The organism is Companilactobacillus kedongensis, assembly GCF_003946625.1.
GTDB classification, from domain to species: Bacteria; Bacillota; Bacilli; order Lactobacillales; family Lactobacillaceae; genus Companilactobacillus; species Companilactobacillus kedongensis.
In genome coordinates, this window is sequence record NZ_RHOR01000037.1 from 1 (window position 1) to 1,270 (window position 1,270).

At 35.4% G+C, this 1,270-nt stretch carries 2 protein-coding genes; both read left to right on the forward strand.

Annotated elements, in window-relative coordinates; all coding sequences use genetic code 11:
• Positions 1-37: 37 nt before the first annotated feature.
• Complete coding sequence (locus EKM60_RS11245) at positions 38-664, forward strand: IS110 family transposase (protein ID WP_225427060.1); 627 nt, start codon at positions 38-40, stop codon at positions 662-664.
• Positions 624-1,256 carry a transposase gene (locus EKM60_RS11250; protein WP_225427061.1) on the forward strand — a complete coding sequence of 211 codons (633 nt, stop codon included), beginning with the start codon at positions 624-626 and terminating at the stop codon, positions 1,254-1,256. The genes EKM60_RS11245 and EKM60_RS11250 overlap by 41 nt, the downstream gene beginning before the upstream one ends.
• Positions 1,257-1,270: the final 14 nt, after the last annotated feature.

The following is a 1,270-nucleotide window of genomic DNA, read 5'->3' on the forward strand; positions in this document are numbered from 1 at the left end:
GAAATGTTGATACGGATAGCTTTAGAAAGGAAATAATATGTCAGATATAATTGCTTTAGACGTGTCCAAAGGACACAGTTACTGCGTTTACTACAGTGATGGTAACTGTGTTACCGAATTTAACTTCAAACACAATAAACCAGGATTTGCTAGGCTTGGCGCAACTGTTCAATGTGCCAAAGATCCAACATTTTATTTTGAGGCTACAGGAATATATTCTCGCCCGATAGAAAGGTTTTGTCGGGATAAAAAAATACCCTACGCATTATTAAATTCTCTTGAGTTACATCTCAAGACAGAGAATTTACGTAGAGTTAAAACCGACAATAAGGATGCTCACAAAATTGCCCTTAGTGCCTACGATAATAATTATCGATTAACGGCTTTTCAAGATCCTAAGTATTCGAAACTAAGAGAATTGTGCAGATTTTATGAGAGAGTGGAAGCTTATCGAAAGTTCAATAAACAAGAATTATACAATGAATTACAACAGACCTTTCCGGAAATAGAACAACTCTTTACCAATAAAACATCTAATTTATGCTTGAACATAGTTAATCTTTTTCCTCATCCTGACCTAGTAGACAGTGTTTCAAAAACAAAATTAAAGAATATTTTGATGAATGAAACCGATAAAAAAAGTTTCAAAGGACAAGGCACTTGATTACGCTGAAAAACTACTATCCTTTGCCAAGAATAGCTCCCCAGCAGTACATGTAGACGATGTACAAGTACAGGAGGTTAAGTATTATTCACGTGTCCTGATGGAAATAAGTATTGAGAAAAGAAAATTGATAAAACAAATGACCCAATTTGGAAAAGAGTTACCTGAATTTGAAATCATTTCTTCAATGCCTGGCATTGGCGAAATGACGGCTGCCATGTTATTGGGTGAAATCGGTGATTTCACTAGATTTGATAATTCAAATCAAATTAATGCCTACGTTGGAATTGACCTTGTAAGGTACCAATCTGGTCAATATCTTAGAAAAGATCATATAAATAAGCGAGGAAATCCTAAGGCAAGAGAAATCTTGCTTTTCTCAGTTCGGAATATGATAAAACAACAAGCAGCTACACCTAATCATATTGTGGACTATTATTACAAATTAAAAAGGCAACCCGTCCCCAAAGGGGACAAGGTTGCCACAGTAGCCTGCATGAACAAGACACTTAAGTGTCTGTTCTCCATGATTAGAAGCAAGACTAAATATGCTTATGCATATACGGACTCGAAGTCCACAGAGATACAATAATATCTCTATTTCAA

Excerpts from the sequence above, each read along its gene's own strand:
- EKM60_RS11245 (WP_225427060.1), top strand. The coding sequence starts at position 38 with ATGTCAGATATAATTGCTTTAGACGTGTCCAAAGGACACAGTTACTGC.
- EKM60_RS11250 (WP_225427061.1), top strand. The coding sequence starts at position 624 with ATGAAACCGATAAAAAAAGTTTCAAAGGACAAGGCACTTGATTACGCT.